We start from the raw sequence: 21,445 nt of genomic DNA on the forward strand, positions 1-21,445 counted from the left end.
GCGCGGTGTCTCTAGCGTTCTGGGAGCATCGCGCTGCACGCCATGAACACCCTCGGCTGGTTGCTGCAGTGGCCGATCCGTGCGTTGGTGTTGCTGCTCGTGGCGGCGTTGCCCCTGGGGGTGGAGATGGCCAACTTCGGCACGGCCCTCTGGGCGGCGGTCCTGATCGGCCTGCTCGGCACGCTGTTGATCTGGCCCCTCAAGCTTGTGCTCGGACCGGCCTGGGCGATCACGTCTCTGGGAGGGCTGATTTCGCCGGTGTCGTTCCTGTTCAACTGGTTGATCACGATCGTGTTGTTCGCGATCGCGGCCTGGTTGATCAACGGCTTTCGTCTCAAGCACGGCCTGTTCAGCGCCATCCTCGGGGCGGTGGTCTACAGCGTGATCAGTGCTTTCGTGCTCCGTGCCCTGGGGCTTGTGGATGTGGACGCCACCAGGGCGGCGTTGATGGATTACGCCGCCAGCTGATCGAGCACCTGGCGGGCCCGCTGCACCACCGGGGCGGGAACGCCGGCCTGCACGCGATGCAGAAACAGCAGGTCATCGCCGGTTTCCTCCACCAGCACCTGGAAGTTGGCCACATTCGGGCGCTCTGCCGCCAGGTTGTTGAGCTCGTGATAGTGCGTCGCGAACACGGTGCGGGCCTGCAGGTCGCCGGCCAGGTGTTCGCTCACGGCCCAGGCGATGGAGAGGCCATCAAAGGTGGCAGTGCCACGGCCGATCTCATCGAGCAGCACCAGGGAGCGATCGGTGGCGTGATGGAGGATGTTGGCGGTTTCCGCCATTTCCACCATGAAGGTGGATTGGCCGGCACCCAGCTGCCGATCTGGGCGAGCAGTTGGATCAGGCCGATCTGGCGCAGGTAACAGCTCTTGCCGCTGGCATTCGGACCGGTGAGCACCACCAGATCGGTGCCCTGGCCCAGGTGCACATCGTTGGCGGTGAAGCTGCGTTCCACCAGCAGTTGCTCCACCACCGGGTGCCGTCCGGCTGTGATCTGCAGTTCGCGGCCGTCGCTGATCGTGGGCGCGCACCAGGCGCTGGTGGCGGCCACCTCCGCCAGACCACACACTGCATCCAAGGCGGCCACAGCGCGGGCGGCCTGACGGATCGGAGCGGCCATGGCGCCCACCTGTTCGCGCAGCTGGCAGAACAGTTCGTATTCCCGCTGGCAGGCGCGGGCCCGCAGCTGAAAGATCGTGCCTTCCCGTTGTTTCAGCTCAGGGGTGATGAAGCGCTCTTCATTGGCGAGGGTCTGGCGTCGGATCCAGTGGTCCGGCACTGAGGCCGCCTTCGCTTTGCTCACCGCCAGGAAATAGCCGAAGGTGCGGTGATACTGCAGGCGCAGGTTGGCGTTGCCGCTGGTCTGCCGTTCCAGTCGTTCCTGCTCGGCCAGCCAGGCATCCTGATCGTCGAGCTGGTTGCGCAGGCCATCCAGCAGCGGATCAACGCCATCGTGGATGAGGCCGCCTTCACTCAGCGATAAGGGCGGCGTGTCGATCAGGGCATGGCGCACCGCTTGCGCCAGCTCCGCCAAGGCCGGATCCGGTGTGCAGAGAGCCTGCAGCCAGTCGGGGTGACGATCGTCGAGGCCAGCGTTGAGGCGCCCGGCCAGCTGGGGCAGCCGCTCGAGTCCATCGGCGATCGCCACCAGATCACGGGCTCCGGCATGGCCGGCACCGGCGCCTGCCGCTGCTCGATCTGACGGCGATCCATCAGTGGCGCCTCAAGCCAGCGCCGCAGACAGCGACCACCCATCGCGGTGAGGGTGCGATCGATCGCCCAGAGCAAGGATCCCTGCAACTGTCCATCCCGCTGGGTGCTGGTGAGTTCCAGGTTGCGGCGCGTCTGGGCGTCGATAATGAGGGTATCGCCGCTATGGACAATCTGCGGCACCTCCAAGGGCACGTTCAGGTCGTCCTCCAGGGGCTGGGTGTCGCGCAGGTAGCGCAACAGGCCTCCGATGGCGCGCAGGGCCAGGGGCTGATCGGCCAGCCCGAGGCCGTCGAGGTTCGCCAGGCCGTAATGCTGCTGGAGGGTGGCTTCCGCTTCCGGACGGCTGAACGGCGTGGTCGCCATCGGCGTCAACCGCAGCCCCTGCGGGCACCAGGCTGGCACTGCCGATTCCTCGGGTGGCGCCGCCCAGACCAGTTCTGCCGCCTCTAGCTGGCTCAGCTGCTGATGCAGGCCGGCACTGCCTGTCTGCTCGATCACCTGCACATCGCCGGTGCTCACATCGGCATGGGCCAGGCCCCAGCGGAACGGTTGCGTTCCCTTGGCGGCCTCCACCACTACCGCGGCCAGCCAGTTGTTGCGCCGGGCGCGGAGCATGCCCTCCTCCAGCACCGTGCCCGGGGTGAGCACACGGGTGATGTCGCGTTTGAGCAGGGCTCCTTTGGTGGGGGTGGTTTCGAGCTGATCGCAGAGGGCGACGGAGTAGCCGCGACGGATCAGATCGGCGCAGTAGCGCTCTGCGGCGTGATGGGGAATGCCGGCCATCGGCACCCGGCCGATCGCCTTGCCGCCTTCTTTGCCCGTGAGGGTGAGTTCCAGCACGCGCGAGAGCTCGATCGCATCCTCGAAGAAACACTCGAAGAAATCCCCCAGCCGGTAAAGCAGCACCCGCTCGGGATGGGCTGCCTTCAGCTCCACGTAGTGGCGCAGCATCGGCGTCAGCTGCAGCGGATCCACCTGGCTGTGATGGGCCCAGGCCGGCGCGTCGCTGCCATCGTCATGCGTGTCGTCACCGGCTTCATGGCTGTGGTCGCTCGCCGGTGTCGCCTACGCCTCCTGCTCGCGGCGTTGGCGTGGCCGTTGGCGGGCATCAGCGCTCAGGCTGGCGTCGCTGAGGTCTGCCGTTGCAGCGGCATCCTGGTCGGAGCGGCTGCGTTGCGGCTGTGGGTCCGCGGCGGGTTCAGGAGCGCCGAACAGATTGCCCTGCAGGGCCTGTTCCGGGGGCTGGGCAGCGGACCTTGGCATGGGGGCGCGTCCGGTGCGGGCACTAGCGGGATCGTACCGATCCCGGGTGGGGTCAAAGGCGCCAAGGGTTCAGCACCTTCACCCCATCCAGCATCCGCTCATGACCGAAATCTTCGGAAAAGAGCACGGAGCAGTGGCTGCGAATGGCGGCTTCGGCGATCAGGGCATCAAACCAACTGAGTTGTTCCCGTGCGGCCAGCTCGTGGGCATCCAGAATCATGGCCGTGTCGGTCGTCACCACGTCAAACCCAGTCATCGCTTCCAGCAGGGCGCGGATCTGAGCAGCGCTAAGGGCGGGCCGTAACTTGCGCGTCGCAACTGATCGCAGTTCGATCAACACCTGTGTGCTGATCACCACGTCATCCCGGCCGACCACATCAGGCAGCCACCGTTGCATGCGCGCCTGTTTTTCGGGTTCGCGTCCGTCCAGTCGATAAGCCCAGAGGTTGGTATCGATGAAAACGCGCATCAGGACTGTTCATGCAGCGATTCCCTGCTCCAGGATTCACTGCTGGCGCAATCGAGGCCGGAGGCCAGGGCTTCCAAGCGGTTCAGGGCCTCCAGACGACGGCCCCGGCGGTCGACGTAGCGGTGGAGAAACTCGCGCACAACAGCGTTGACGGATGTCTTGTCGCGCAACGCCACTTCGCGTGCTTGCTGAAGCAGGTCGTCGTCGATCGCCAGGGTGAGGTTGGCCATGGCGTCATTGTGGCGCAACTGCCGTGGAGCACGGGCCATGCGTGTTGTCGTGCTTTCCCAGGGGTCATCCCCCGTAACCTGAACCACCGGCTGCCGGCCTTCGACCCATGCCCGCCTTCGATCTCACCGCTCCCTACAGCCCCAAGGGTGATCAGCCGACGGCGATCAAGCAGCTGGTGGCAGGGGTGAATGACGGGGAGCGTTATCAAACCCTGCTGGGCGCCACGGGCACGGGCAAAACTTTCACGATGGCCAACGTGATCGCCCAGACAGGGCGGCCGGCGTTGGTGTTGGCGCATAACAAAACCCTGGCGGCCCAGCTCTGCAATGAGTTGCGGGAGTTTTTCCCGAACAACGCCGTTGAATATTTCATCTCCTATTACGACTACTACCAGCCGGAGGCTTACGTTCCGGTTAGCGACACCTACATCGCCAAAACGGCGTCGATCAACGAAGAGATCGACATGCTGCGCCACTCGGCGACGCGGTCGTTGTTTGAGCGGCGCGATGTGATCGTGGTGGCCTCAATCAGCTGCATCTACGGCCTGGGTATTCCCAGTGAATACCTCAAGGCGGCGGTGAAATTCGAGGTGGGGGAGACGCTGAACATCCGCGGCCAGCTGCGCGAGTTGGTGAACAACCAGTACAGCCGCAACGACACCGAGATTGCCCGCGGACGCTTCCGCATGAAGGGGGATGTGCTGGAGATCGGCCCCGCCTATGAAGACCGGCTGGTGCGTGTGGAGCTGTTCGGCGATGAGGTGGAAGCGATCCGCTATGTGGACCCCACCACTGGCGAGATCCTGCAGAGCCTTGAGACGATCAACATTTATCCGGCCAAACACTTCGTGACCCCCAAAGACCGCCTGGACACGGCGGTGCAGGCGATCCGCTCGGAGCTCACTGAACGGCTGGATTGTTTGAACACCGAAGGCAAGTTGCTGGAGGCCCAGCGGCTGGAGCAGCGCACCAAGTACGACCTGGAGATGCTGGGCCAGGTGGGTTACTGCAACGGCGTGGAGAACTACGCCCGTCATCTGGCCGGGCGCGAGCCAGGCTCAGCGCCGGAATGCCTGATCGATTACTTCCCCAAGGATTGGCTGCTGATCGTGGATGAAAGCCACGTCACCTGCTCCCAGCTGCAGGCGATGTACAACGGCGACCAGGCGCGCAAGAAGGTGCTGATCGACCATGGCTTCCGCTTGCCCAGTGCGGCCGACAACCGGCCCTTGAAGGGGGAGGAGTTCTGGGAGAAGGCCCATCAGACCGTGTTTGTGAGCGCCACACCGGGGAACTGGGAGCTGGAGGTAAGTGGCGACGAGGTGGCCCAGCAGGTGATCCGCCCCACGGGGGTGCTCGATCCGATCGTGGAGGTGCGGCCGACGACGGGACAGGTGGATGATCTGCTGGGGGAGATCCGCGATCGGGCCAGCAAGCAGCAGCGGGTGCTGGTGACCACCCTCACCAAGCGGATGGCGGAAGACCTCACCGATTATCTGGCGGAGAACGAGGTGCGGGTGCGCTATCTGCACTCAGAGATTCATTCGATCGAGCGCATCGAGATCATTCAGGACCTGCGCCTTGGTGAATACGACGTGCTGGTGGGGGTGAACCTGCTGCGAGAGGGTCTGGACCTACCGGAAGTGAGCCTGGTGGCGATTCTCGATGCCGATAAGGAAGGTTTCCTGCGCGCTGAGCGTTCCCTGATTCAAACCATCGGTCGGGCGGCTCGCCATGTGGAGGGGGTGGCGCTGCTCTATGCCGACAACATGACCGATTCAATGGCCAAGGCGATCAGCGAAACCGAGCGCCGACGCACGATCCAGCAGGCCTACAACGAGAAGCACGGCATTGTGCCGACGGCGGCGGGCAAGAAAGCCAGCAACTCGATCCTGAGTTTCCTGGAACTGAGCCGCAAACTCAAAACGGAGGGCCCCGATGCCGATCTGGTGCAGGTGGCCAGCAAAGCGGTGGAGGCCCTCGACGATGATGCCGATGGCATGGCTCTGGATGCCTTGCCGGAGCTGATCGATCAGCTGGAGCTGAAGATGAAGGAGGCAGCCAAGAAGCTCGATTTCGAGGAAGCGGCCAACCTGCGCGACCGCATCAAGCAGCTGCGCCAAAAGCTGGTGGGCAAGGTTTAACCCAACCAGCTGGGGGATCAGCCCTCCAAAGGCGATTCCGTTCCCTGGGCCTGATGGCGGGTGCTGCCGCCCAGCTCGAACCCGGTGTGCACGGCTTGAAGCGCAGCAATGCCATCGCTTTCGGCCACCACACAGCTGGTGCGGATTTCGCTGGTGGCAATCATCTCGATGTTCACGCCGGCGTCCGCCAGGTAGCGGAACATGCGCCCAGCGGTGCCGGCCGTTGCTGGCATGCCCGCCCCCACGGCGCTGACGCGGGCAATGGCGGGTCCATCCTCGAGAAGGGCGCCGGGCCATTGGGCCAGCAGGTGGGAGAGGGCGCGATCGGCGGCGGCACGGTCGTCGCGCTTGAGTGTGAAGCTGATGTCGCGGCTGCCGTCGCCATGCTGCCGCTCCGACTGCACGATGCCATCGAGGCTGATGCCCGCATCGGCCAGGGCGTTGCAGAGGGCACCGGCGGTGCCGGGTTTGTCGGGCACGTGGCGCACGCTCACCTGGGCCTGATCCCTGTCGAGGGCAATCCCGCGCACTTCCGGATCGCCTTCGCCGCTGGGCAGGGGGTTGAGGCTGATCAAATCGCTCTCGAGCTCAAAAGCGTCCTGGGTGGCCTGCAGGGCCTTGGCACCGGCGGACGCCTCCACCACGCAGCTCACCTTCACTTCGCTGGTGGCGATCAGGCGCAGGTTGATGCCCACCCGCGAGAGGGTCTGGAACAGGCCGGCGGCGATGCCGGGACGGCCCATGATCCCGGCGCCGCTGATGCTGAGCTTGCTCATGCCGGCTTCCGCCACCAGCTCACCGCCCAGGGTCTGCAGTTGGTCGGCGCAGATGCCGCGGGCCTTCTCCAGCTCGGATTCGGCCACGGTGAAGGTGATGTCGTTGCTGTTGCCCTCGTGGGTGGACTGGATGATCAGATCCACATTCACCCCACCGGCGGAGAGGCTTTCAAACAGCTGGGCTGCTACCCCCGGTTGATCCGACACGTGCGAGAGCGCCAGCACCGCCTGCCCTTCCACCAGTTCGGCGCCATCGACGGGCCGGCCCAGCTCCAGACCATCGCGGCCGATGGGCCGGGCACTGCGGCTGGTGAGCGTGGTGCCGGCGTCTTCGCTCCAGCTGGAGCGCACCACCATGGTGACGCCGTAGTTGCGGGCGATCTCCACAGCGCGGGGATGGAGCACGGCGGCGCCGAGGCTGGCGAGCTCGAGCATTTCATCGCAGCTCACCTCCGGCATCAGCTGGGCATCGGCCACCTTGCGCGGGTCGGTGGTGAGCACGCCGGGCACATCGGTGTAGATCTCGCAGGCATCGGCGCCGAGGGCTGCGGCCAGGGCCACCGCTGAGGTGTCCGAGCCCCCACGGCCCAGGGTGGTGATCTCAGCGGTGCCACCGCTGCTCTGGCTGGTGCCCTGGAAGCCGGCTACCACCACCACCTGCCCTTCCGCCAGGAGGCTGCGCAAACGGTCGGTGCGCACATCGAGGATGCGGGCGCGGCCGTGGGCTGATTCGGTGACGATGCCCACCTGGGCCCCGGTCATCGAGATCGCTGGCACGCCCAGGGCATGCAGGGCCATCGAGAGCAGGGCGATGGACACCTGCTCGCCGGTGGCCAGCAGCATGTCCATTTCCCGCTGGGGCGGGTTGCTGCTGATGGCGCGGGCCTTGGCGGTGAGTTCATCGGTGGTGTGGCCCATGGCCGACACCACGATCACCAGGTCGTTGCCGTCCTCCTTGCAGGCGGCGATGCGCCGGGCCACCGCCTGAATGCGCTCCACGCTGCCAACGGAGGTGCCGCCGAACTTCTGCACCAGCAGGGCCATCCACGCCGCCTCATGTCGCAGGCGATTGTCTCACCGTGGCGGTTGGCTGGCCGGTTTATCCCAGCAGGCCGTCACGGAAGGCATCGCCGGGCTGGGCACCGCGTTTGAGCGCTGCTTCCACATCCAGCAGCCGGCCGAGCAGGTTGAGGCAGCGCTCCGGGCTGCGGCCCTGCAGTTGTTTGCGCATCACGTAGATGCGTTTGGGGTTGCCGATGCCGGCAGCCTTGGCGATCACGGCCACATCCCGTTCCCCCTGCTGCTCGAGCAGCAGCACCCAGAGCCAGCCGCGGATCTGTCCGGTGAGGGTGGCCACGATGCGTAGGGCCGGTTCGCCGCCATCGAGCAGGGCATCGAGCAGGGCGATCGCTTCTCCGGGGTCGCCGGCGAGCAGGGCATCGCCCACCTGCAGGGCATTGCTGCTGAGCCCATCGATCAGGCTCTGCACCGCCGTGGCACTGATGTGGGGGCTGCCCGTGCTTTCGGCATGCAGGGCCAGTTTCTGCAGTTCCATGCTCAACCGGGCGCTGTCGCTGCCGATGGCATCGATCAGGGCGTCCACCGCCTTGGGCTCCAGGCTCAGTTTGAGCTCGCGGGCGGTGCGCTCCACCAACTGGCGCTGTCCGGCGCCGTCCCACACCGCCGGCAGCTTGAAGCTCAGCTCTTTGGCCTGGCCTGCCTTCACCCGTTTCTGCAGGGCCTTGGTGGTGCGCAGCCGGCCATCGGGTTTGTTGGGGTTGCAGAGCAGCAGCTCGGTGCTGTCGGGAATGGTGTCGATGGAGGCTTCAAAGCGATCGGCCAGCTCACTGGGGCAGCCGTTGCAGAAGGGTGAGCGCTGCAGCAGCACCACCCGCGCTCCGCTGCCGAATGGGGGCGTGCGCGCTTCTTCCAGGGCTTGCCGGGCCTGCCCGCTGTCGCTGCCATCCAGTCGGCTCAGATTCACGCTCGCCCAGGCCGGATCGAGCGCGCTGTCGATCACGGCCTGAATGGCCCGCTCCAGCGCCGCGGAATCATCGCCCCACAGCAACTGGATCGGCATGGCGGCAGCGCATCAGAGGATGCTGAAGTCTGCCCTGTGTGGCAAAGGCCTGTTCGAGGAGCGCCCCCATGGCTGATCACCCGATCTTCACGGAAAGCATCCGGCGCATTCGGGCTCTGCTCGGGGAGACGGGTTTAGGCCCTTTGGAGCAGCAGGTGCTGGAGCGCCTGGTGCACAGCAGCGGTGATCCCGGCCTCAGGCCCCTGCTGCAGTTCAGCGAGGGCGCCTGCGCCCGCGCTGTGCAAGCGCTCACCGGTGGAGCCGTGATTCTCACGGACACGGCCATGGCCGCGGCGGCGGTGGCACCGATGGCGGCCCGCACCCTGGGTAGCGAGGTGCGCTGCCTGCTCGACTGGGCTCCGGCGCTCTCGCCCCAGGGCTCCACCCGCTCGGCAGCGGCGATGCAGAGGGCCTGGCCGGAGCTCAGCGCAGCGGCCCGCTCGAGCGGGAGCGCCTTGCCGCTGGTGCTGGTGGGCAGTGCCCCCACCGCGTTGGAGCAGCTGCTTGATCAGGTGCAGGCCGGAGCCGATGCCCCATCTGTGCTGATCGGCATGCCGGTGGGGTTTGTGGGGGTGCCGGAGAGCAAGCGACGCCTGGCCGCCAGTGGCCTGGCCCAGATCCGCCTGGAGGGCACCCGCGGCGGTGCCGGCTTGGTGGCTGCCGCCGTGAATGCCCTGCTGCGGGCGGCTCAGGCTGCCAGCTGATCGAGCACCTGCCGGGCCCGTTGCACCACGGGTGTGGGCACGCCAGCGAGGCGGGCGGCTTCGATGCCGTAGCTGCGGCTGGCGCCTCCGCATTGCACCTGATGCAGGAACACCAGATCGGCGCCGGTTTCCTCCACCATCACCTGGAAGTTGGCCACGTTGGCGCGTTCGCTGGCCAGGTTGTTGAGCTCGTGGTAGTGGGTGGCGAACACGGTGCGGGCCTTGAGATCGCCGGCCAGATGTTCACTCACCGCCCAGGCGATCGAGAGGCCATCGAAGGTGGCGGTGCCCCGGCCGATTTCATCAAGCAGCACCAGGGAGCGCGCGCTGGCGTGGTGCAGGATGTTGGCGGTTTCCGCCATCTCCACCATGAAGGTGGATTGGCCGGCGGCGAGATCATCCACAGCTCCCACCCGGGTGAAGATGCGATCGGCGAGGCCGACGCGGGCTGAGGTGGCCGGCACCCAGCTGCCGATCTGGGCCAGCAGCTGGATCAGGCCGATCTGGCGCAGGTAGCAGCTTTTGCCGCTGGCATTGGGGCCGGTGAGCACGATCAGATCGGTGCCATTGCCCAGGTTGAGGTCGTTGGGGGTGAAGGACGTTTCCACCAGCAGCTGCTCCACCACCGGATGGCGCCCGGCTACGATCTCCAGCTGGCGGCTGTCGCTGAGCAGCGGAGCGCACCAACCGCCGGTGGCGGCGGTGTCTGCCAAGGCACTGAGGGCATCGAGGCAGGCGATGCCTCGGGCTGCCGCGCGGATCGGCGCTGCCATCGCCCCCACCTGCTCGCGCAGGCTGCAATAGAGCTCGTATTCGCGCTGGCAGGCCCGGGCCCGCAACTGGAAGATGCGCCCTTCCCGCTCCTTGAGTTCAGGGGTGATGAAGCGCTCTTCATTGGCCAGGGTCTGGCGGCGGATCCAGTGTTCCGGCACCGAGCTGGCCTTGGCTTTGCTCACTGCCAGGAAGTAGCCAAAGGTGCGGTGGTACTGCAGGCGCAGGTTGTTGTTGCCGCTGCGTTCGCGCTCCAGCCGTTCCTGCTCCGCTAGCCAGGCGTCCTGATCATCGAGCTGGTTGCGCAGGCCATCGAGCAGGGGGTCGACGCCGTCGTGGATCAGTCCGCCTTCGCTGAGGGAGAGCGGCGGGGCATCGATCAGGGTCTGGCGGATGCTGGCGGCCAGCTCGGCCAGGGCGGGCTCGGGCTGCTGCAGGGCCGTGAGCTCGCTCGGCCACTGTTCCAGGCTGCTTTGCAGGCGGGAGGCCAGTTGGGGCAGGCGCTCGAGGCCATCGGCGATCGCCACCAGATCGCGGGCACCGGCATGGCCGGCACCGGCTCGGCCTGCCAGGCGTTCGAGATCGCCCATGGGCCGCAGCAGCCGGCGCAGGGCCTGGCGCAGGGGGCGACCGCTCACCAGCAGGCTCACCACGGCCTGGCGTTGCTGGATGGCGCTGAGGTCCATCAGCGGGGCTTCCAGCCAGCGGCGCAGACAGCGGCCGCCCATGGCCGTGAGGGTTTGATCGATGGCCCAGAGCAACGACCCCTGCAGCTGGCCGTCCCGCTGGGTGGCGGTGAGCTCCAGGTTGCGGCGGGTCTGGGCGTCGAGCACCAGGGCCTCGCCGCTGTGCACGATTGCCGGCACATCTAGGGGAACCCGGGCGTCCTCCTCCAGGGGCTGGGTGTCGTTCACGTATTGCAGCAAGCCACCAAAGGCGCGCAGGGCCAGGGGCAGTTCCGGCAGGCCGAGGCCATCGAGGCTGGCCAGCTGGTAGTGGGTTTTGAGGGTCTGCTCGGCCTGGGGCGCACTGAAGGGCGTGCGGGCCATGGGGCTGAGGCGCAGACGCTCGGGGCACCAGGCGGGTCGCGCGGCTTCGCCGCTGTCGCCATCGCCAGCCCAGAGCAGTTCGGAAGCGTCGAGTTGGGCCAGCTGTTGGTGTAGGCCATCGCTGCCCGTGCGTTCCATCACGCGCACATCACCGGTGCTCACATCGGCGCTGGCCAGGCCCCAGCGCAGGGGTGTTTTGCTGGTGGCGGGCTCCACCACCACGGCGGCCAGCCAATTGTTGCGGCGGGCGCTGAGCATGCCTTCCTCCAGCACGGTGCCGGGGGTGAGCACGCGGGTGATGCCGCGTTTGAGCAGAGCGCCCTTGGCGGGGGTGGTTTCCAGCTGGTCGCAGAGCGCCACCGAATAGCCGCGGCGGATCAGCTCGGCGCAGTAGCGCTCGGCGGCGTGATGGGGAATGCCGGCCATGGGCACGCGGCCGATCGCCTTACCCCCTTCCTTGCCGGTGAGGGTGAGCTCCAGCACCCGGGAAAGCTCCACGGCGTCTTCAAAGAAGCACTCGAAGAAATCGCCAAGGCGATACAGCAGCACCCGCTCGGGATGCTCGGCCTTGAGCTCCACGTAATGGCGAAGCATCGGCGTGAGCTGGGCCGGATCCAACTGGCTGTGGTGGGCCCAGGCAGGTTCGTCGCTGCTGGTGTCGTTGTCGCAAGCTTCTGCGGTTGAGTCAGCGCTTGGGTTGGTGCTCTGCTCGCTTGGCTGGCGTTGGCGGGGCCGGGCCGCGGCATCGGCGCTGAGGCTGGCGTCGCTGAGGTCCTCCAGCTCAGGGTTGGCGGGCTGGCTGGTGCGGCCTTTGGCTGGTTCAGCAGGTTCTGGAGCCCCGAACAGACTGCCCTGGAGGGTTTGCTCCTCGGATTGGGCAGCGGAGCGCGGCATTGAAGGTCCAAGCTTGCTCGGGATCGTACCGATGGTCGGTGGCTCCCGTTGCCGTGCCCATCACCACAGGCTGTGAAGGTTGGTGCATTGATGGCCAACGGCAGCGGCATCGTCGTGGGAGAATCTCCACGACCGACCAGGCGTCGACTGAATTCCCATGCAGATCCTCAACACACTCACCGTTCTGGCGCTGGTGGTGATGTCGTTCGCCCTGATCGTGGCCGTTCCCGTGCTGTACGCCTCCAATGAGGACAGCGGCCGCTCCAACCGCCTGATCCTTCTCGGCGGCATCGCCTGGGTAGCCCTGGTGCTGGTGAACTGGGGCATGAGCTTCTTCGTGGTGTGATCACGTTGCGGCCCGTTCAGTGGGAGCATTGAACGAGCCGTCAGCCTCTCCATGGCCACTTTTGAAGGGCGTTTCACCGATGTGCAGGGCCTGCGCATCGCCGTTGTGATCGCCCGTTTCAACGATCTGGTGACCGGCAAGCTCCTCAGCGGCTGCTTGGATTGCCTTGGCAGGCATGGTGTGAATACGGCCGCAGACAGCGAGCAATTGGATGTGGCCTGGGTGCCGGGATCGTTTGAATTGCCTGTGGTGGCCCAGCAGCTGGCCCGCAGTGGGCGTTATCAGGTGGTGATCACCCTGGGCGCGGTGATCCGTGGTGATACGCCCCACTTCGATGTGGTTGTGGCTGAAGCCAGCAAAGGGATTGCCTCTGTGGCACGGGACACCGGCGTGCCGGTGATTTTTGGCGTGCTCACCACCGACACGATGCAGCAGGCCCTGGAGCGGGCTGGGATCAAGAGCAACCTGGGCTGGAGTTACGGCCTGCAGGCTCTGGAGATGGGGTCATTGATGAAAGCGCTGCCCAGCTCGCAACGAGTGGATTGACCCAGGGCACCGTCGTAGTGCATGCTTGCCAGGTCGCAAGGGACACATCCCAAGCGTCCGACCTGCGGATGTAGCTCAGTGGTAGAGCATCTCCTTGCCAAGGAGAGGGTCGAGAGTTCGAATCTCTTCATCCGCTTGATCTGATTCACTGCCGTCGTACCAGCAATTGTTGGGGTGTGGCTTCTTGAAATCCCAGTTGCTGGTAGAACCCGGCGCTGTTGGTGGTCATCAGATACACGCGCTCCGCCGGGCGGATCGTTTTGGCGCTGAGCAGGGCCTCCACCACCCGCCTGCCCAGGCCTCGTCCCTGAAGATCGCCGGCCACCACCACATCCCAGAGCACGGCTCGGTGGATGCCGTCGCTTGTGGCCCGCCCGAAACCCACCAGGCGTTTGCCGCGCCAGAGGCTCACCACCACGGTGCTGCCTGCGAGCATGCGCTTGAGCTGGCGTTGGTTGCGGCTCTCCGCCCAGAAGGCGTGTTTGCGAAACAGGCGCTGCAGCTTGAGCAGGCCGCGGGTGGGCCTTAGGTCTGGTCCCAGGCCGAACCAGCGCAGCCCCGGAGCTCCGGGGGCATGTTCCACCAGGCGGTAGCGGGTCATGCAGCGATCTTCGTACGTCCCATGATCTGGCCGGTGCTCTGGTTGATGCACTGTGAAGGGTGGATCAACCAAATGGGAGGGGGTGGGTGTTCGAGTCCTAATCGTCCGTGCTGGAATGGTCCTGGCAGGGCTTCAGCTCATTGATGACGACGAAAGGAATCATTTTGGCTGGAGGGAGTGGTACGCGGTTGGCACCACTGACCTCGGCTGTCAGCAAGCAGCTGATGCCGGTTTACGACAAGCCCATGATTCACTACCCCCTCAGCACGCTCATGCTGGCGGGGATTCGCGAGGTGCTGATCATTACCACCCCCCACGACCAGGCTGCGTTTCAACGCCTGCTTGGTGACGGCAGTGCCTGGGGGATGACGATTGACTATGCCGTGCAGCCCAGCCCCGATGGGCTGGCTCAGGCCTTTCTGATCGGTGCTGATTTTCTCAATGGTGCGCCAGCGGCTCTGGTCCTGGGGGACAACCTGTTCCATGGCCATGAACTGATCCCCCAGTTGCAGGCGGCTGCCAGCCGGGATCAGGGGGGCACCGTCTTTGCCTATCCCGTGCGCGATCCGGAGCGTTACGGCGTGGTGGAGTTCGATGCTTCGGGCAGGGCCTTGAGCATTGAAGAGAAGCCGACCCAACCCCGTAGTCGCTACGCCGTGACGGGGCTTTATTTCTATGACTCCTCGGTGGTGGATCGAGCGCGCCAAGTGCGGCCTTCGGCTCGTGGAGAACTGGAGATCACCAGCCTCAATCAGATGTATTTGGCGCAGCAGCAGCTCACCGTGGAACTGATGGGCCGCGGCATGGCCTGGCTCGATACCGGCACGTTTGATTCCCTGCATGAGGCCGGTGCTTACATCCGCACCCTTGAGCACCGCCAAGGGCTCAAGGTTGGATGCCCTGAGGAGGTGGCCTGGCGCCAAGGCTGGATTGATGATGGCCAACTCGAGTGCTTAGCCCAGCCCCTGCTGAAAAGCGGCTACGGCAGTTATCTGTTGCAGCTGCTGGCAGAGCCCACTGGCGAGCATGCGCTCTTACAGCGCAACTTGGCTGGGAAACCCCTGGAGCAGGTCCATGTCGGCTGAATCCCTCCAGACCCTTTCCGGCGTGTTTCTGGAAGGTCCGTTGCTGATCACCCCAAGGGTGTTCAGCGACGACCGAGGGTTTTTTTATGAAAGCTGGAATGAGCGTCGTTTTCACACGGAGCTGATCGAAGCCGGTGTGTCAGCGCAAGATGCTCAGGCGTTGTCCTTTCGGCAAGACAACCATTCCCGCTCCAGCCGTGGAGTGTTGCGGGGTCTTCACTATCAGTTGCCTCCAGAACCTCAGGGCAAGCTGGTGCGCTGCAGCGTCGGCGCCATTTTCGATGTGGCCGTGGATCTGCGCCGATCGTCGTCCACCTTTGGGCAATGGGTTGGTGTGGAGCTCAGCGCTGAGAACCATCAGCAGCTCTGGGTGCCGGTGGGCTTTGCCCATGGCTTTCTCACGCTGACCGCTGTCGCTGAAGTGCAGTACAAGGCCAGTGGGTTCTGGAACCGCGACTGTGAACGTTCACTGCGTTGGGATGACCCAGCGCTCGCCATTGCCTGGCCCCTTGACCAGGCCTCTGTCAAACAGCCCTTGCTCGCTGACAAGGATGCTGCTGCACCTGATTTGGAGCATCTCCAAGCAGCCGGTGAGGTGTGGGAATGAAAGTGTTGCTCACCGGGTCTCAGGGTCAGCTTGGCCAGGCTCTGCGCACGTCGCTGCCGGCTCAGATCAATGGCGAGTCATTGGAGTGCATCGCAACAGCGCGTTGTGCAAACCCCAGCCAAGGGCTTCATCCGTTGGACCTTGCTGATCCGCAAGCGTGCCGCGCTGCGATCGCAACCCATCGGCCCGACTGGGTGATCAACGCTGGTGCCTACACCGCAGTCGATCGAGCGCAATCGGAGCCCGAACTGGCGCATGCGGTGAATGCCGGAGCCCCCCAAGCTCTGGCTGAAGCCATCGCTGAGCATTGCCCGTCCTCACGTCTGCTTCAGCTCAGCACTGATTTTGTCTTCAACGGCGCGCAAGGCTGTCCTTACCAGCCAGAGCAGAAGCCAGCCCCCGTCGGCGTCTATGGAGAAACCAAGGCTGCTGGAGAGCAAGCGGTGACGCAAATTCTCGGCTCCATCACCCAGAGCCGCGCCACAGTGCTTCGGACCAGCTGGGTGTATGGCCCCGTAGGGAGCAATTTTCTTCTCACAATGCTGCGCCTCCACGCCCAGCGAGCTGCGCGTGGAGAGCCTCTGCGCGTTGTGGCCGACCAGGTTGGCTGTCCCACCAGTACCACCAGCCTGGCGACGGCTTGCTGGGCGGTGCTGGAGCAAGGGGTGAGCGGCGTTCTTCACTGGAGCGATGCGGGCGTCGCCAGTTGGTATGACTTTGCCGTTGCCATCGGCGATCTGGCGGTGGAGGCCGGATTGCTGGATCACGCTGCGTCCGTGGAACCGATCACCACGGCTGAGTACCCAACACCAGCCCGTAGGCCGACCTACTCCCTGCTGGATTGCAGTGCAACCCGAAGGGTGCTCGGTGTGCCAGTCCGTCATTGGCGTGCAGCTTTAAGGATGGTGATTGCTGATGTGGGGGCGTGATCCGCGCACACTCATCCTTCGTGCAGTCCTGCTCGACTGGCTCGGGCAGCTGCTCATCCTTTTGTTGATTGTGGCGAGCCCTGATGCGTGGTTGGTGCCAATGGGCGGCCTGAACGTCAACGGCCAGGGTGCCTGGCTGGTGTTCTGTTTTTTGCTCTATCCGCTTCTTGGTTGGTTGTTTGGCAGCTACACAGTGCTGCGCTGGCGACAGTTGGCGTTGCCGGTGCTCCTGCAAAGACTGCTACTCACCAGCGTTGTCACATTGATGGTGATCGCCATGGCCCGTTGGTTGATCAATCCTGGAGAGGAGGTTTGGCTCTTGCATCGGAGGGTGCAGAGTCTGTGGTTGGGTCTGCTCTTTGTTTGGTCGCTCCTGGTGCGCGTGGGCCTGCGCCGCGGCGTGCTTATGGCCGATCAGCCTCGCCTTTTGTTGCTGGCGGGCGGGGATGTTCAAAACGCGTTGCTGATCAGTTGGCAACGCATGCCGCAGCGCGAGCGGCTGGAGCCGGTGAGTGTTGACCAGCTTCTGTTGGCGTTGCGCAACAACACCCATCCCATGCTGGTGGCACTGCCAACACCACTGGAAAACGACCCGCACTTGGCGTCCTTATTGGAAACCTTGGAGAGCCAGGACCCACGCCAGGTGCAGCTGGTGTCACCTGTGAGTTTGTTTGAGCAGCAGCAGGAACGATTGCCGCCGGCATTCCTGCCGGAGACGAGTTTGAGTTACGACGAGTTGCCTTGGGCGTCATCGTTCAGTGTGCAGGCCCAGCTCAAGCGAGTCGCAGACCTCTTGGTGGCCGGTGGTTTGTTGCTGCTGACGGCTCCACTCATCGGGATCGCAGCGTTGTTGATTTGGCTGGAGGATCGTGGTCCAGTGCTGTACGTACAGAAGCGCAGCGGTTGGCTGGGTCGGCCCTTCCGTTTGTTCAAGCTGCGCACGATGCATGTGCAACCCATTGACTCACCGGCGACCTGGACCCAGCGCGGCGACCAGCGCATCACCAGGGTGGGTCAGCTGTTGCGACGTCTACGCCTCGACGAACTGCCTCAGTTACTCAATGTGTTGTCCGGTGAGATGAGCCTGATCGGTCCGCGTCCTGAGCGTCCTGAGCTGGAACTGGAGCTGGAGCATCACATCCCCCATTACCGCAAGCGTCACTGGATGCGCCCTGGATTAAGTGGATGGGCCCAGGTCTGTGCCCCTTACGCCAGCAGCATTGAAGATTCCGACCTGAAGTTGTCGTACGACCTCTACTACCTCAAGCACTTCAGTACCTGGCTGGACCTCGTGATCCTGTTCCGTACGATCAAAACCGTTCTCAAGGCCGGTGGCCGCTGAGGGATTGGTCATGAGCATTCAGTCCACACCGTCCTTACCCCCGTCCATTCAGCGTGTGCTGGTGACAGGAGGGGCTGGCTTCATCGGTGGTGCGATGGTGCGCCATCTCCTACGCCATAGCCATGTTCAGGTGTTCAACCTCGACAAGCTTGGCTATGCCAGTGACTGCACCAGCATTGAACGCCTGCAAGCTGAGCTTGGCTCCTCCGGAGACGATCGCCACACGTTGCTGGAGGTGGACTTGGCAGATGGGGAGGCCACTGCGGCGGCTGTGCGACAGGCCGATCCTGATCTCGTTTTGCACTTGGCTGCGGAAAGCCATGTTGACCGTTCGATTTCAGGACCGGAGGCCTTCATCAGTAGCAATGTGAATGGCACCTTCCAGCTGCTGCAAGCGGTGCGGATGCATTGGGAGGGCTTGCCGATGGAACGACGTGATGGCTTTCGCTTCCATCACATCAGCACCGATGAGGTGTTCGGTTCCTTAGGGCCGGTGGGTCAGTTTTCCGAAACCACGGCCTACGACCCACGAAGCCCCTATTCCGCAAGCAAAGCGGCCAGTGATCATCTGGTGCGGGCCTGGCATCACACCTATGGATTGCCTGTGGTGCTCACCAACTGCAGCAACAACTACGGACCCTGGCAGTTCCCCGAAAAGTTGATCCCTGTCGTGATCCTCAAGGCAGCAGCAGGGGAACCGATCCCGCTCTACGGCGATGGCCTCAACGTTCGCGACTGGCTCTTCGTGGATGACCATGTTGAAGCCATCCTGTTGGCGGCAACCAAGGGTCGTGTGGGGGCGAGCTACTGCGTGGGAGGTGATGGTGAACGCAACAACCGTCAGGTGGTGGAAGCAATCTGCACCCTGATGGATCAATGGCATCCTCAGGGGGCTCCCCATCATCGTTTGATCAGCTTTGTCAAGGACCGACCTGGACACGATCGCCGCTACGCGATTGATGCCAGTCGCATTCGCAGCGAGTTGGGCTGGCAGCCTCGCCACAGTTTTGCCCAAGGGTTGGAAGCCACTGTGCGCTGGTATTTGGAGAATCGGTCCTGGTGCGAGGCCATGGGTTCTCGTTAAGGAAGGGATGCATCCGTGAATGATTCACGCGCTGACGCCACGCTCGTTCGATCGTTCGATGACTGAGCAGTTGCTTCGAGAATGGCCTCCTGGCTACGGCGGTGTGGAGCGGGTGGCGCACGAACTCGCTGCCGTTTGGGGTGGGACGGTGTGGAGCTTTGATGCTCAGGGCTTCAGTACTGGCGAGGTCGATGCCATGCCTGTGACCTATCCAAGGAGGCGTCTACCTTGCACTCCGCCGCTGGCACGGGTTCGATTCCCCTTGCCTTCGCCAGCGCTTTGGCAGCTTCTGTGCTCAAGGGAGCCCCTCCATGGTCACCTTCCGTCTCCAGGGGTGCTGTTGGTTTTGGCCCTGTGCAGGCTGCTCCGGCCCCGGCGCCGGGTGACGGCGCACTGGCACTTCTTTCTGGAAACAAACGTCGGCCTTAGTGGCTTGATCAATGCCCTTTATCAGCAGCTGGCATTGCTCATCGTGTCGAGGCTTTCTGCAGTGGTGACCACATCGCCGCTGTTACGGGAGGAGTTGCTGCGCTGCGGTTGCAGGGCTGATCGTGTGGCCGTGCTCTCGTGCTGCCTCAGTGAGGAGCAGGAGTCTTGTGCTCTTGCCCTGCCAGCGCGTCTTGAGATGTCCGAGCGAACCCTGAAGGTGCTGTTCATCGGACGCCTCGACAGCTACAAGCGGCTGGACTGGTTAATGAAGGCTCTCTCCACCCTGTCTCGTCCATGGCGGCTGGTGGTGGTGGGTGATGGACCGCGCCGAGGGGCGTTTGAAACCCTCAGTCGGGATCTCTTCGCCAGTGAGGCCGATCACTTGGTGCTGTTCTGCGGTCGCCTTGATGAGAAGGCCAAGCTTGCGCAGTTGGCTGAAGCCGATGTGCTGGTGCTCCCGTCCGATCGCAGCCATGAAGCCTTCGGCATCGTGCAGTTGGAAGCCATGGCAGCTGGCATTCCTGCACTGGCGTTTCAACGCCGCCGTTCTGGAATGGGTTGGGTGGGTCAGTTGCCCGGGTTGACCTGGCCCCAAACCCCCGATGCCCTGCCCGCCGTGTTGCAACGGCTTGCTGCAGATTCAGCGTTGCTGCGGCGCTTGGGGTGTCAGGCCCGTCAGCGCTATGAAGAGCTGTTTGCCCGCCGTGTCTGGCTGAACAATCTCAGGGCTTTGCACCGGCGGTAATCTGCTCGCCATGGATCCGTGCGCCCACAGCCTTAAGCCCCAAGTTCAGGCTCCTCCAGACCCCCCTGTAGCCCTGCACCTTGAGAATGTGCGCCTTGATATTCCAGTTGTCACGACCGAAACACGAAGCCTGAAGGCAACCTTGATCCGCTCCGTCACCGGTGGACGGCTGAACCGCAGTCGCGGTGGAGCAGTGATCACGGCTTTGGAGAATGTGAGCTGCACCATCCGTGAAGGGGAGCGTGTGGCTTTGATCGGCCATAACGGTGCTGGCAAATCCACGTTTTTGCGCCTTGTTTCGGGGATTTACAGACACTCAGCAGGAGTGTTTCAGGCGTTTGTGAACGTGCATCCGATGATCAACAAGAGCTTTATTACCGATCCTGAGCTCAGTGGTCATCAGGCGATCAAGGCTCATTATTTGATGATGAACGGCAACCTGCGCGGCTTCGAGGCGTTCTCTCGCGAAGTGGTGGCCTTCTCAGGACTTGGAGATTTTGTGCATCTACCCCTGAAGACCTATAGCCAAGGGATGGCAGCTCGATTGATCTTTGCGGTGCTGACCGGCACTCGGCATGAGTGCTTGGCCATGGATGAAGTGTTAGGTGCTGGTGACAGCAGTTTTTACGAGAAGGCTGAGTCTCGCCTGGAAACCTTTCTGGCCTCAGCTGGCACATTGTTATTAGCCTCCCATTCCGATGAACTCCTGAAGCGGTTTTGCCAGCGCGGTCTGGTGTTCAGTCAGGGAAGCATTATGTTTGATGCTCCGCTTGAGCAGGCTCTCCGTTACTACCACGCGCGCCAGGGCTCATGACCGTGTCTTTTTCGGCTGGCAGTGGTCGTCCAGGTCGTGAGACTGTGCGCTGCACGTTATTGAATGCCTGGCGTAGTCGTCGTGTGTGGTGGTTTACGGCTACATCGAGAACCCGTGCTCGTTTCGCCCGCACAACGTTGGGAAGTTTTTGGTTGGGTTTATCCAATCTTTTTTCAATTGCTGTTTTGGCAGGGGTCTACGGCACCGTGTTTAAGGTGCAAGACTTCACTGTGTATGTGGTGTATCTAGGCTTGGGACTGGTTGTTTGGAATAGCATTAGTGCTGCAGTTGGCGGAGCTCCGAGTCTGTTTGAAAATAATAGAGAGCACCTCCACAATATAAATTTGCATCCGATTTTTTATACTCTTGAAGAGTGGGCATTTCAGTTGCAAACTTTTCTTCAATCATTTTTGATGGTGCTGATAGCCCTCAGCATTTTTCAGCACAATCTTGCATTGAATCTACTTCTATGGGGCTGGCTTCCACTGCTAAATTTGTTTCTTTTTATTTATTGGTTTCCACTACTGATTTGCCTGCTGGGAGCATATTTCCGGGATCTCTATCAACTGGTGCCGGTGGTGTTGCAGTTGATGTTTTTGTTATCTCCAATTCTCTATGAAAAAAAGAATCTTGGAGCAGTGGCCTGGACGGCCAGCATCAACCCTCTCTATAGGGTTCTGGCTCCAGTTCGGCACACGTTGATTGCTGGTGAGGTCCAGTGGGATGTGGGCTTTGTCCTCCTGGCTGCCAATGCGCTGGGCCTCTGGATGGCCATCCGGTTGTTAAACAGTCAGAGACGCAACATCCCTTTTCTGATCTGA

Annotated in this window: 19 protein-coding genes, 1 tRNA gene and 1 pseudogene; 14 read left to right on the plus strand and 7 right to left on the minus strand. The window is 63.3% G+C overall.

The features are described from left to right. The first annotated feature begins 42 nt into the window (after positions 1 to 42). Positions 43 to 468, plus strand: a complete 426-nt coding sequence (locus tag SynBMKMC1_RS00425) for a phage holin family protein (protein WP_186472305.1) — start codon at positions 43 to 45, stop codon at positions 466 to 468. Here SynBMKMC1_RS00425 and SynBMKMC1_RS00430 read toward each other — a convergent pair. From SynBMKMC1_RS00430 to SynBMKMC1_RS00440, 3 genes and pseudogenes are all read right to left on the minus strand, one after another. Then, a pseudogene (locus SynBMKMC1_RS00430) lies at positions 453 to 2,979 on the minus strand (DNA mismatch repair protein MutS). The gene SynBMKMC1_RS00425 and the pseudogene SynBMKMC1_RS00430 overlap by 16 nt on opposite strands. Positions 2,980 to 3,031: 52 nt before the next feature. Continuing rightward, positions 3,032 to 3,448: a PIN domain-containing protein gene (locus tag SynBMKMC1_RS00435; protein WP_186472306.1), complete on the minus strand. Its 417-nt coding sequence runs from the start codon at positions 3,446 to 3,448 to the stop codon at positions 3,032 to 3,034. Further along, positions 3,448 to 3,717, minus strand: a complete 270-nt coding sequence (locus tag SynBMKMC1_RS00440; protein WP_186472307.1) for a hypothetical protein — start codon at positions 3,715 to 3,717, stop codon at positions 3,448 to 3,450. The genes SynBMKMC1_RS00435 and SynBMKMC1_RS00440 overlap by 1 nt, the downstream gene beginning before the upstream one ends. Before the next feature lie 68 nt (positions 3,718 to 3,785). Between SynBMKMC1_RS00440 and uvrB the strand changes: the two genes are divergently transcribed. Then, positions 3,786 to 5,822 (plus strand): excinuclease ABC subunit UvrB, encoded by a 2,037-nt coding sequence (uvrB, locus tag SynBMKMC1_RS00445; protein ID WP_186472308.1) that lies wholly within the window; start codon positions 3,786 to 3,788, stop codon positions 5,820 to 5,822. A gap of 17 nt (positions 5,823 to 5,839) precedes the next feature. Here uvrB and SynBMKMC1_RS00450 read toward each other — a convergent pair whose 3' ends face one another. Beyond that, a complete protein-coding gene (locus SynBMKMC1_RS00450; RefSeq protein WP_186472309.1) occupies positions 5,840 to 7,642 on the minus strand; it encodes an aspartate kinase in 1,803 nt (600 codons plus the stop codon). Between the two features lie 55 nt (positions 7,643 to 7,697). Continuing rightward, positions 7,698 to 8,678, minus strand: coding sequence for a DNA polymerase III subunit delta (holA, locus tag SynBMKMC1_RS00455; RefSeq protein WP_186472310.1), 981 nt, complete (start codon positions 8,676 to 8,678; stop codon positions 7,698 to 7,700). A gap of 68 nt (positions 8,679 to 8,746) precedes the next feature. Here holA and SynBMKMC1_RS00460 point away from each other — a divergent pair, with 68 nt between their 5' ends. After that, positions 8,747 to 9,382, plus strand: coding sequence for a precorrin-8X methylmutase (locus SynBMKMC1_RS00460; protein ID WP_186472311.1), 636 nt, complete (start codon positions 8,747 to 8,749; stop codon positions 9,380 to 9,382). On the opposite strand, the gene mutS is transcribed toward SynBMKMC1_RS00460, so the two are convergent. Further along, positions 9,367 to 12,096: a DNA mismatch repair protein MutS gene (gene mutS / locus SynBMKMC1_RS00465; protein WP_186472312.1), complete on the minus strand. Its 2,730-nt coding sequence runs from the start codon at positions 12,094 to 12,096 to the stop codon at positions 9,367 to 9,369. The genes SynBMKMC1_RS00460 and mutS overlap by 16 nt on opposite strands. A 157-nt stretch (positions 12,097 to 12,253) precedes the next feature. Between mutS and psbZ the strand changes: the two genes are divergently transcribed. The 3 genes from psbZ (at position 12,254) to SynBMKMC1_RS00480 (ending at position 13,124) form a co-directional block, all read left to right on the plus strand. Further along, positions 12,254 to 12,442 (plus strand): photosystem II reaction center protein PsbZ, encoded by a 189-nt coding sequence (psbZ, locus tag SynBMKMC1_RS00470; RefSeq protein WP_011932021.1) that lies wholly within the window; start codon positions 12,254 to 12,256, stop codon positions 12,440 to 12,442. Positions 12,443 to 12,493: 51 nt separating this feature from the next. Further along, the gene (gene ribH, locus SynBMKMC1_RS00475; protein ID WP_186472313.1) at positions 12,494 to 12,988 is read left to right on the plus strand and encodes a 6,7-dimethyl-8-ribityllumazine synthase; all 495 of its coding nucleotides are present in this window, start codon (positions 12,494 to 12,496) and stop codon (positions 12,986 to 12,988) included. 64 nt (positions 12,989 to 13,052) lie between these two features. After that, positions 13,053 to 13,124, plus strand: a tRNA-Gly gene (locus SynBMKMC1_RS00480). Between the two features lie 9 nt (positions 13,125 to 13,133). Here the strand turns inward: SynBMKMC1_RS00480 and SynBMKMC1_RS00485 are convergent. Next, the gene (locus SynBMKMC1_RS00485; protein ID WP_186472314.1) at positions 13,134 to 13,589 is read right to left on the minus strand and encodes a GNAT family N-acetyltransferase; all 456 of its coding nucleotides are present in this window, start codon (positions 13,587 to 13,589) and stop codon (positions 13,134 to 13,136) included. A 143-nt stretch (positions 13,590 to 13,732) separates the two neighbouring features. On the opposite strand from SynBMKMC1_RS00485, the gene rfbA reads away from it, so the two are divergent. From rfbA to SynBMKMC1_RS00525, 8 genes are all read left to right on the plus strand, one after another. Next, positions 13,733 to 14,674, plus strand: a complete 942-nt coding sequence (gene rfbA / locus SynBMKMC1_RS00490; protein WP_186472315.1) for a glucose-1-phosphate thymidylyltransferase RfbA — start codon at positions 13,733 to 13,735, stop codon at positions 14,672 to 14,674. After that, on the plus strand, positions 14,664 to 15,281 hold the full coding sequence (rfbC, locus tag SynBMKMC1_RS00495) for a dTDP-4-dehydrorhamnose 3,5-epimerase (RefSeq protein WP_186472316.1): 618 nt from the start codon (positions 14,664 to 14,666) through the stop codon (positions 15,279 to 15,281). The genes rfbA and rfbC overlap by 11 nt, the downstream gene beginning before the upstream one ends. After that, positions 15,278 to 16,210, plus strand: a complete 933-nt coding sequence (rfbD, locus tag SynBMKMC1_RS00500) for a dTDP-4-dehydrorhamnose reductase (RefSeq protein ID WP_186472317.1) — start codon at positions 15,278 to 15,280, stop codon at positions 16,208 to 16,210. The genes rfbC and rfbD overlap by 4 nt, the downstream gene beginning before the upstream one ends. After that, a complete protein-coding gene (locus tag SynBMKMC1_RS00505) occupies positions 16,197 to 17,552 on the plus strand; it encodes a sugar transferase (RefSeq protein WP_186472318.1) in 1,356 nt (451 codons plus the stop codon). The genes rfbD and SynBMKMC1_RS00505 overlap by 14 nt, the downstream gene beginning before the upstream one ends. 10 nt (positions 17,553 to 17,562) lie before the next feature. Then, positions 17,563 to 18,636 carry a dTDP-glucose 4,6-dehydratase gene (rfbB, locus tag SynBMKMC1_RS00510; protein ID WP_186472319.1) on the plus strand — a complete coding sequence of 358 codons (1,074 nt, stop codon included), beginning with the start codon at positions 17,563 to 17,565 and terminating at the stop codon, positions 18,634 to 18,636. 58 nt (positions 18,637 to 18,694) lie between these two features. Next, on the plus strand, positions 18,695 to 19,810 hold the full coding sequence (locus SynBMKMC1_RS00515) for a glycosyltransferase family 4 protein (RefSeq protein ID WP_186472320.1): 1,116 nt from the start codon (positions 18,695 to 18,697) through the stop codon (positions 19,808 to 19,810). Between the two features lie 88 nt (positions 19,811 to 19,898). Beyond that, on the plus strand, positions 19,899 to 20,624 hold the full coding sequence (locus SynBMKMC1_RS00520) for an ABC transporter ATP-binding protein (protein WP_370593964.1): 726 nt from the start codon (positions 19,899 to 19,901) through the stop codon (positions 20,622 to 20,624). Further along, on the plus strand, positions 20,621 to 21,445 hold the full coding sequence (locus tag SynBMKMC1_RS00525; protein ID WP_186472322.1) for an ABC transporter permease: 825 nt from the start codon (positions 20,621 to 20,623) through the stop codon (positions 21,443 to 21,445). The genes SynBMKMC1_RS00520 and SynBMKMC1_RS00525 overlap by 4 nt, the downstream gene beginning before the upstream one ends.

It is taken from the genome of Synechococcus sp. BMK-MC-1, from assembly GCF_014279955.1.
GTDB lineage: Bacteria > Cyanobacteriota > Cyanobacteriia > PCC-6307 > Cyanobiaceae > Synechococcus_C.

What these genes read in the sequence shown, in the direction of transcription:
- SynBMKMC1_RS00425 (WP_186472305.1), top strand. Translation starts at nt 43, where the DNA reads ATGAACACCCTCGGCTGGTTGCTGCAGTGGCCGATCCGTGCGTTGGTG.
- SynBMKMC1_RS00435 (WP_186472306.1), bottom strand. Translation starts at nt 3,448, where the DNA reads ATGCGCGTTTTCATCGATACCAACCTCTGGGCTTATCGACTGGACGGA.
- SynBMKMC1_RS00440 (WP_186472307.1), bottom strand. Translation starts at nt 3,717, where the DNA reads ATGGCCCGTGCTCCACGGCAGTTGCGCCACAATGACGCCATGGCCAAC.
- uvrB (WP_186472308.1), top strand. Translation starts at nt 3,786, where the DNA reads ATGCCCGCCTTCGATCTCACCGCTCCCTACAGCCCCAAGGGTGATCAG.
- SynBMKMC1_RS00450 (WP_186472309.1), bottom strand. Translation starts at nt 7,642, where the DNA reads ATGGCCCTGCTGGTGCAGAAGTTCGGCGGCACCTCCGTTGGCAGCGTG.
- holA (WP_186472310.1), bottom strand. Translation starts at nt 8,678, where the DNA reads ATGCCGATCCAGTTGCTGTGGGGCGATGATTCCGCGGCGCTGGAGCGG.
- SynBMKMC1_RS00460 (WP_186472311.1), top strand. Translation starts at nt 8,747, where the DNA reads ATGGCTGATCACCCGATCTTCACGGAAAGCATCCGGCGCATTCGGGCT.
- mutS (WP_186472312.1), bottom strand. Translation starts at nt 12,096, where the DNA reads ATGCCGCGCTCCGCTGCCCAATCCGAGGAGCAAACCCTCCAGGGCAGT.
- psbZ (WP_011932021.1), top strand. Translation starts at nt 12,254, where the DNA reads ATGCAGATCCTCAACACACTCACCGTTCTGGCGCTGGTGGTGATGTCG.
- ribH (WP_186472313.1), top strand. Translation starts at nt 12,494, where the DNA reads ATGGCCACTTTTGAAGGGCGTTTCACCGATGTGCAGGGCCTGCGCATC.
- SynBMKMC1_RS00485 (WP_186472314.1), bottom strand. Translation starts at nt 13,589, where the DNA reads ATGACCCGCTACCGCCTGGTGGAACATGCCCCCGGAGCTCCGGGGCTG.
- rfbA (WP_186472315.1), top strand. Translation starts at nt 13,733, where the DNA reads ATGACGACGAAAGGAATCATTTTGGCTGGAGGGAGTGGTACGCGGTTG.
- rfbC (WP_186472316.1), top strand. Translation starts at nt 14,664, where the DNA reads ATGTCGGCTGAATCCCTCCAGACCCTTTCCGGCGTGTTTCTGGAAGGT.
- rfbD (WP_186472317.1), top strand. Translation starts at nt 15,278, where the DNA reads ATGAAAGTGTTGCTCACCGGGTCTCAGGGTCAGCTTGGCCAGGCTCTG.
- SynBMKMC1_RS00505 (WP_186472318.1), top strand. Translation starts at nt 16,197, where the DNA reads ATGTGGGGGCGTGATCCGCGCACACTCATCCTTCGTGCAGTCCTGCTC.
- rfbB (WP_186472319.1), top strand. Translation starts at nt 17,563, where the DNA reads ATGAGCATTCAGTCCACACCGTCCTTACCCCCGTCCATTCAGCGTGTG.
- SynBMKMC1_RS00515 (WP_186472320.1), top strand. Translation starts at nt 18,695, where the DNA reads ATGACTGAGCAGTTGCTTCGAGAATGGCCTCCTGGCTACGGCGGTGTG.
- SynBMKMC1_RS00525 (WP_186472322.1), top strand. Translation starts at nt 20,621, where the DNA reads ATGACCGTGTCTTTTTCGGCTGGCAGTGGTCGTCCAGGTCGTGAGACT.